The organism is Paenibacillus zanthoxyli JH29 (genome assembly GCF_000520715.1).
Classification (GTDB): domain Bacteria; phylum Bacillota; class Bacilli; order Paenibacillales; family Paenibacillaceae; genus Paenibacillus_AQ; species Paenibacillus_AQ zanthoxyli.
In genome coordinates this window covers 1-8,312 of sequence record NZ_ASSD01000189.1, presented here as the reverse complement: position 1 = coordinate 8,312, position 8,312 = coordinate 1, and the positions used below count along the sequence as shown (strand labels likewise).

At 56.4% G+C, this 8,312-nt stretch carries 7 protein-coding genes; 3 read left to right on the top strand and 4 right to left on the bottom strand.

Annotated features, from left to right (window positions below; all coding sequences use genetic code 11):
* From L691_RS30615 to L691_RS0107410, 4 genes are all read right to left on the bottom strand, one after another.
* Nucleotides 1-1,752, bottom strand: a 1,752-nt coding sequence (locus tag L691_RS30615; RefSeq protein ID WP_025689727.1) for an SWIM zinc finger family protein, incomplete at its 3' end; no start/stop codon positions are given.
* Nucleotides 1,753-1,900: 148 nt separating this feature from the next.
* Nucleotides 1,901-4,165 carry a sensor domain-containing diguanylate cyclase gene (locus tag L691_RS0107420; RefSeq protein ID WP_084653953.1) on the bottom strand — a complete coding sequence of 755 codons (2,265 nt, stop codon included), beginning with the start codon at nt 4,163-4,165 and terminating at the stop codon, nt 1,901-1,903.
* 9 nt (nt 4,166-4,174) lie between these two features.
* A complete protein-coding gene (locus L691_RS0107415; RefSeq protein ID WP_156934191.1) occupies nt 4,175-4,411 on the bottom strand; it encodes a hypothetical protein in 237 nt (78 codons plus the stop codon).
* A gap of 324 nt (nt 4,412-4,735) precedes the next feature.
* Entirely contained in the window at nt 4,736-6,220 is a 1,485-nt protein-coding gene (locus L691_RS0107410; protein ID WP_025689724.1) for an MDR family MFS transporter, read from the bottom strand.
* 467 nt (nt 6,221-6,687) lie between these two features.
* Here L691_RS0107410 and L691_RS0107405 point away from each other — a divergent pair, with 467 nt between their 5' ends.
* The 3 genes from L691_RS0107405 to L691_RS0107395 form a co-directional block, all read left to right on the top strand.
* The gene (locus tag L691_RS0107405; RefSeq protein ID WP_025689723.1) at nt 6,688-7,290 is read left to right on the top strand and encodes a bifunctional transcriptional activator/DNA repair enzyme AdaA; all 603 of its coding nucleotides are present in this window, start codon (nt 6,688-6,690) and stop codon (nt 7,288-7,290) included.
* Nucleotides 7,256-7,810, top strand: a complete 555-nt coding sequence (locus L691_RS0107400; protein ID WP_025689722.1) for a methylated-DNA--[protein]-cysteine S-methyltransferase — start codon at nt 7,256-7,258, stop codon at nt 7,808-7,810. Before L691_RS0107405 ends, L691_RS0107400 begins: the two co-directional genes overlap by 35 nt.
* Nucleotides 7,791-8,312: DNA-3-methyladenine glycosylase family protein (locus L691_RS0107395; protein WP_025689728.1), on the top strand; the 522-nt coding region annotated here is incomplete at its 3' end. The genes L691_RS0107400 and L691_RS0107395, both read left to right, overlap by 20 nt.

Below are 8,312 nucleotides of genomic sequence, written 5' to 3'. Positions count from 1 at the left end.
CCGCTTCAGCAGCTTTCCCGCCGCTTTGTAGCTGCTTCTGTTCTTCTCTGAGACATGCCGCTCGACCGCGTGATGGTAGAAGGGCAGCAGCAGCTCCGGCGCATTTTTCTCTATCGGCTGAAGCTCCCGCACCCGGAAATCCGCAGGGTCCCTACCGGAGCTGAGCTGGTAATCCATCCATTCGCGCCAGCGTCCGTGAGCCAGCAGCTTCTCTTCGTAAATGCCGCCGCTTAAAGGAAGCATGTCTGCCAGAACACGCCACATTTGCGGCTCGGCGCCCGGCAAAAGCCGGACAGCCTCCTCCCAGTGCCGGGCGTAGCTGTCAAGACTGTGACGGCGATGCCCTTGCAGCAGTTCGCCAGCCTCCGTAAGCCAGTTTACAAGCCTCCGCGCCTCCCCGGCTTCCGACAGCGGCTCCCAGAAAATATCCAGCCCTTCCGGATGGAATCCCGGACGCTTAGCCGCTTCCCGTAACAGGCTTAGGGCCTCGTCGTCTTCAGACAGGCAGAAATGCATCCAGGCCCGGGCGATCAGCAGGGGCTGCCGGGAAGGGGACGCCGCCTGGTTGTCTTCTCCCTCTTCCAGCCGCCGCAGTTCTTCTCCGAAAATCGCTGTATCGTGGATTTCAGGAATAATCCATTTTCTCCACAGCAAATAATAAAGAGAAGAATAGAAGGTCTGCTCCTTTGTTTCCGCCAGCAGAGTCCGCCGGAGAACCCCGAGTGTGTCCAATATGCGGTTCCATTGCTCCGGCTCGGAGGCGGGAGATGGCTTCGTATGGAAGAAGCGCTCAATATCATCCTGAAGCTCCGTTACGGCCAAGTGGGTGTAGTATCCGAGCGAAGGCGTGAACGTCCCGGTCTTTCCGGCCACGCGGGCAGTCAGCGTTCCCAGAACGAAGAGGCGGGCATGCAAGCCGAACAGCTTGTCGAGTTCTGGGGGCAAGGGCGGCTTGATGTGAAGAATTGCCGCGAGCGCTTCATCTGCATATTGCGGGTTCCGGGTCCCTCCGGCAAGAGGGGATACACAACGGGCGAACAGTTCATGCCACTCGGCGACGTTCATGACCGGAACGAGGCGGCCTTGCTCCTTCAAGGCATCCTTGGTGCCGCGTAGAGCTTCGCTCTTAACTCCCTTGCTGCCCGGCCAGACGCCGCTTTTCTCAGCCTCGTCCGCTCTTTCCCTGCGGGCTGCTCTCCCGGCATTCCCTGCTTCACCTCCATCCGGATAGCTTTCCGCTCTATCGTCTGTGTCCGTCACGTTACTGCTTTTTGAACCGCCACCGCTGTCTGGCCCGCCATTTCCGGCAGCCAGGGTGCCGGAAGCCGAGCTGTCGTGCCGTAAGCCGCTTGGTCTGCCGGCGGCGGCATTGCCGCCCTCCGGTACGGCGCGGGCGGAGCTTATTGCCGCCCTGACCTGGGCGGACGACTTGGCGTTGGCCAGCAGTTGAACCGGCCGGCCCTGCGCTCCGGCGTAGTCCATCAGGACGGCTGCCATATGCTTGCATGGCCCGACGACGGGGCAGCTGCAGCTGCTGATTGAGAGGGCGCCGAGAATAATTTCGACGTTGTACCGGTCTTTTCCGTCTACGAAAGCCGTGACAAGTCCGGGTGAACCAGCCGTCAACTCAGACACCCGCTGCTGCTTATAATATTGGAAGCCCCGTTTAAGGGTCAGGTCGTCAAAATAATACGCCGTATCTTGGATGAGCCTGGCCCACCCGGCGTCATCAAGCGCATGTATCGATGGCATGATAGTATTCTCCTGTAAGCCTATAGTGAATTAATTATATCACTTCTGCTTCAGCGAGTCAGACCGAGTAAAAAAGACACCCGCGAAGGTGTCCCTTATTGAAATAATATCCGTCCCCGAAAATCTCTAAGCGAAGTTTTCCTTTATTTTAAATTCCATTACGTACGCAGTTTCGGCCGCTCTCTTTAGCTTTGTACAGCGCTTGGTCCGCCTGGTCGATAAGCATCTTAATTCCGCTCGTGTCCGGCGAAACGGATGAGATGCCCAAACTGATTGTGTACTTGACGCTGCCCGTTTGCTCGAGCTGGACGGGAGACGCTGAGATGCTTTTTCGCATAATTTCCGCCAGTCGGTACGCCTGCTCGGCTGCGGTACCGGGAAGCAGGATCACGAATTCCTCGCCGCCGTACCGGCCGATAATGCCGCGGGGCTGAGCCAATTCGGCGAGCCGTTTCGCCGTTTCCTGAATAACCTTGTCGCCGGCAAGATGACCGTATCGGTCATTAATGCTCTTAAAATGGTCAATGTCGACCATGATCAGCGACAAGGGCTTGTCCATGCTCAAGGACTGGGACAAGTGCCTGTTGGCCAGGCTCAGAAAATAACTGCGGTTATACACTCCCGTCAGACCGTCCGTTGAGGCCATCCGGTTAATCTCCGAGAACAGGCGGGCATTTTCAATGGAGATGCCGACCTGACCGGCAAAATCGCGGAGGATTTCTCTTTCGCTCTCAGCCAAGCTCCTGAAGGAATAGCTGTACAGAACCACCAGACCCAGCAAACGGTCGCGGTACAGGATCGGGATTCCGATACAGGTTTTGGTTCCCGGGCTGAGTTGGCCGGAGGATACACCGGGATCGGAGTGGAGCATCAGCCTTTTTTCACGGATCAACGCGCCGAAGAATGGTTCCGTCTCAAGCTCTGCAAGAAGCAGCCCATCCCACAACCCGCTGCCAACCGAGGTATTCAGTACGTACCCTTCCCCGTTCTTTAATAGAATGAAGCCGTTCTCGCAGGCGGTAACATTGGAAAGGCTGATCAGCGTGTAATGAAGAAGCTTGTCTAAATCATAGGTAGAAGTCAGCTTTTTCGTCGTTTCATGCAGATTCTTGAGCAGGCTTCCCTGTTTCTCTTCCAGCAGTTTTTCTTGCTTGATAAGGTTAAACCGGTCCGCCAGTGCTACGGATAGGAGAATGGTCTCGGCTACCGAGCCGAACCGTACAGAGTACAGCGACAGGAAGTTCAAGGGAAGCAGCTTGTAAGCGGCCAAGATATTTAGTGTGGAGCCCGCAAACAGGACCAGCCATGAAGCACTATAGAAAAAGACGGACCGCATCCGAAACCGTACAGCCGCTATCGCCGACAGGCAGAGCAAAATGCTGGCAGATGCAAGGTAGACGGCTAATTTGGTGCATAAGCCCGGCGGCATAAATATCATACTGGGCAGTGTCAGAACAAGTCCGGCTATAAAGGCGCACATCATTTTGTCCACTCGCGGCGAATATTTAGGAACCGACAGAAAGGTCCGTGAGAACGCACATGTGAACAGACAGGTCAACACAATAAAGACGGGATTGGATTTCAGTTCCCAAGCGGGATGCCCCGGCCATAAATATTGGTAGGCAAATCCGTCCCACACGGCCTGCATGACCGCAAAGGAAATGATAAAGAGCACATAATACAAATAAACCCTGTCTCTGATCGACACAAAGAGAAAACTGTTGTAAAGCGCCATTGCGAACATAATCCCGTAATACATGCCGAACAAAAGACCCGAGCGCTGTTCCTTTTCGATAAAGCTCTGTGTCTCCCACAGCTTCATCGGAAGCTGGAGATAACTGTCGGTTTGAATCTGAAAATACAGCCGCTGCCCGGATTCGGGAGGGAACGAAAGGTTGAAAATAAAATTTCGATGGTTGAAGGTTCGCTCATTGAAGGGCAGACTTCTTCCCGTTCGGGTCTGGCGCAAAAAATGGCGTTCATCGTCGAATTGATACAAGGTCACCCGGCTGAGCTGGGGTTTACTGAGTTCGAGCAGAAGCTCTCTCGTCCTGGGAGAGGCATTGAACAGATCCAGCTTGACCCAATAGACCGAACCTTTAATTGAGCCGCTGAGTCCGCTGGTTTTGTACGGCATGAATAACGAATCCATTGCTGGACTTGCAACATCCAGGATCGTGAGCTGTCCGTCTTTGTCCTCCCATATTTTCAAGTCGCCCTGAAGATCCGTATTGGTACGGAGGCTGCCGGCTCCGGCTGCTTCTTCCAGACGGGCCGAATCCGCCGTTTGGATGCAGGGCAGCATAAGCAAAGCAATGACCAGTCCGAACACGAGTAATCCAATCCGGCCTATGCGGGATTTTGAAGCAGCCGAAGGTGCGGTTGCCGAAGATGCAGTTAATGTAGCTTTCATGTTCTTCTGTCAGGTGGACGATTTGATGCCAGCGAGGTCTATTTCGATTTCTTCCCTGAATGAGCCTTTAAGCAGCGGCAGATGTCCGTCCGAGGAGAAATCGCTTGGCATAAATCCGTTGATGACGGCATTCGGATCGAGCAGGCCCATCTTGATGTATGACTCAGCAACAAGCTCGCTGCAAGTATAGTTATGCAGTTTGGACCGAATCTTGAAGATCCGGCCTTCAAGGACCTCCAGTATCATTTTCCATTCGCCGGGGTTGGGGATGCCATGCAGTTCCGTAAACAGGGTGTGCAGGCTCGAAATCATCTCTTTCGTAGATTCTTATATTTCTTCGAGAAACGGATGCCCTCCTCCTGCGAGGACGGCGCAGCCGTGTTTCTTAAGAACATATTCGACGGCATGGAACAATAATCCTGTTAGATTATAAGAAAAATGAGATTTTCATCACAGTATCCTGTCGGATCGGATCGAATTTTGCTGCCTGTGAAACTCCAGGATGAGAACGTTTTTACGCGAAACGGCTGCACCCCCGACATTTGGGCGGCACAGCCGTTCTTGTACAGGTTACAGGGCCTCGGCGATCGTCTCGGCGGAGTCCTCTCTTTTGGGAGAGAGCACCTCTTTTTTAAGGAACCAGCAGATGATGAACGTCAGAATAACAAAAACGAGCGAAATGGAGAACACATTCTGGAAGGCGTGCGCGAACACCATTTTCACTTCGGTCAGCAGCTGCGGCGAGATGCCGGGCGGGATTCCGCCCGCCGCCAGATTCTCCAATGTGCCGGGAGGCAGCTGACTGCTGAGCGGTTCAACGCCTTTGCTAATGTGGCCGGAGAGCAGGCTGCCGAACACACTGAGCCCGATGGTCGCCCCGAGCGATTGAAACAGCTGGACTGTGGATAGGGCGATGCCGCTGTGTTTTTTCTCCACCGATTCCTGAACGATCAGCGTATTTCCGCCGAACATCGCCCCCATGCCGACGCCCAGGATGACAAAGCAGACGATGATGTAAAGAACGCCGGTGTGGATACCGATTCGCGACAGCAGGAAAAAGCCGGCAATAGGCAGCGTGAAGAAAAGGATAAACAGGCTCCGGTAAGCGACGCGCGTGATCAGAGAACCGAACACAATGCTGGCCGGGATTACACCAGCCATAAACGCCAGCGACAGATAGCCGGAGGCGGTCGGTGTCAGGCCCATAACATTTTGCGAAAAGAACGGGAAGAGGGCAATCCCGCCCATAATGCCCAGCATCAGGATGAACACAAGAATGGAGAGAACGACGACGTTCCGGTTCTTGAATAAATGCATAGGAATGACGGGTTCTGCGGCTCGGCGCTCAATGTTGATGAACAGGGCGATCAGAAGGGCGGAGACCGCTAGCAGCCCGATAATAACGGGAGAGAACCACCCGTAGCCCTGATTGTCAATTAGCACGGGCGCCAGCAGCAGGGACAAGAGCGCCAGCATCAGCGTGCCGGCCCCGGCCCAGTCGATGGCCCGTTTCTCCTCGCTTCGCGATTCGTTCAGCCCCTTGCCGAGCAGGATCGCGGAGAGAATGCCGACCGGGAGATTGATCAGGAACACCCAGTGCCAGCTGAAATGTCCGACGATATAGCCGCCGAGTGTCGGACCGAGCAGCTGCGGAATAATCATCATCGGGCCGGCCAGGCTCTGGATTTTGGCGCGCTGCTCCAGCGGAAAAATCTCGCCGATAATGACGAGTGCAAGCGGCATCAGACCGCCGGCTCCCACGCCCTGGATGCCACGGCCGATAAGCAGCATCGTCATGGACTGCGCGAATCCGCTGACGATGGACCCGCCGATGAACAGCGCCATGCAGCTTAAGTACACTCGCTTGCGTCCGTACAGATCGGCCAGCTTGCCGAGAATGGGCATGAACATTGTGACAGCCAGCATATATATGCCCGCCACCCAGCCGTAGAGACTGAGGCCGTGCAGCTCGCGGATAATCGTGGGCATCGCCGTCGCGACAATCGTCTCGTCCAGCTCCGTAAAGATCAGGCCGATCATCAGCGCGGCCAGCACCAGATACTTGTTGTTGCCAAGAACGTTGGTTTTAATGGGAACTCACCTCGAATGAAAAGAATGGTCTTTGTGTGCAATGAAGCCTTTACCAAATTACAACAGGACTGTAAACGGAATTTAAACGGCTTTCCATTTCCTCATATTGCACGGAGCATTCCGCAGTCCGTCTCCCCGAATGTTCGACTTTATTATAAGCCGGGGGCGAAGCTGCCCAAACCGTCCGCAAGCCGATTCTGCGCTCGGTCTGGGGATGTATATGGGAAGAGAGCGCCTGCTCTGGCATTCAGGTTAAGTACCGATGAATATTCTTGGTCTTATTTATTTGCGGGTAACGGCTGCCTCCTCCTGTGAGAACGGCGCAGCCATCTCTTCTTGAAAAAGACACTGTCGTATTCTTGCCCTCTTATTCGGGCGGCCTGCTTCGGTGCGGCGTAATGCGTTATAATGGCGGTGTGGAGGGATGCATCATGGATCAGGCATTATTCGACCTTGTCTATCAGGCTGTCGCGCGGCGCGACCCCCGGTATGACGGGGTTTATTATACCGGAGTCAAGACTACCGGCATTGTATGCCGGCCATCCTGCCGGGCCAGAACGCCCAAGCCGGACAATGTAACGTTCTATCCATCGCTGGAGGAGGCGCTTCAGGCGGGCTTCAGGCCCTGCAAAAGATGTCGTCCCGAAGAGGGTGGTCGGCTGCGCCCGGACGCTGTTCTGGCGGCTCAGGCCGATGCCGTGATCATCGCCGAGTACGGAGAGCGGCTGACGCTAAGCGGCTTGGCCGGGCGGCTGAAGGTTAGCGCTTCCCATCTTCACCGGGTATACAAGGAAGTGACGGGCCTTACACCGGCAGCCAAGCTGGACCAAGTGCGGCTGGACAAGGCTTGCGGGCTTCTGGGCCTCAGCCGGATGCCTGTGTCCGATATAGGCAGGACGGTCGGCTTTCGCGGCGCTTCCCATTTTGCCGCCTGGTTTCATCGGCACACGGGAGCGTCGCCAACGGAATACAGAGAACGGGTTCAAGGAGGAATGGCGGATGAGCCAGAATACGATATACCGGCACACCCTTAATTTTGGGGGACGGACATGGACGCTGTGGGGCGGTGCGGATGGGCTGTGCCGCCTGTCCTTTCAGCATGATACGGAGGAAACGGCAAAGGCTTGGCTGGACCGCTACGCTCCGGGCAGCGGCGTAACTGACGATAAGCGGCCCTTTGAAGAGTGGGGAGCGATTCGCCTGCTGGAGGACTACTTTGCCGGGCGGCAGCCGGACTTTCGGGAGCTGCCCTTCGATGTTAGAGGAACGGAGTTTCAGCGGGAGGTATGGACGGCGCTTGGCGATATTCCGTATGGCGCGGTCATCACGTACGCCGAGCTGGCGGGGAGAATCGGCCGGCCGGGGGCGATGCGCGCCGTGGGCGCGGCGAACGGCCGCAACCCGCTGCCGGGGTTTTTTCCCTGCCACCGGGTCATCGGGGCGAACGGCACGCTGACCGGCTATGCCGGAGGGCTCCGGCTCAAGCAGGAACTGCTGGAACTGGAGGGAATCGCCCATGTGGCGGCGGCCGGGCATGAACGATTTGCTTTTTGAGCTGCCGCTGCCTGAGCTGTTCGATTGGGAAACGTGTCTCGACTATATGGCGCGCTCGCCGCTGGAATGTCTGTACAGGACGGACGGCGAAGGGGTCACCCGCCTGCTTCGGGCGGACGGGGCGCTGCTGCTGATCCGGCTGGCGGCGCCGGAGCCGGGGCGCTTGCGGGTGGAACTGCTGGAAGGAGAACGGCCCGGGGATGCCGGTCTGGAAGAACTGGCGCGGTATATCCGCGACTGGTTCGACCTGGACCGCGACTTGCGGCCGTTCTATAAGCTGGCGGAAGGCGATTCTCTGCTCGGGCCGCTTACGGAACGCTTTCGCGGCCTGCGCATTGTCGGCATCCCCGACTTGTTCGAGGCCCTGTGCTGGGCGATTCTCGGGCAGCAGGTCAACCTCGCCTTCGCGTACAAGCTGAAGGCGCGGCTTGCGGAGGGCTACGGCGAGTCTGTCCTGTGGTCGGGACATCGCTACCATCTGTTTCCGCCGCCAGAGCGGCTT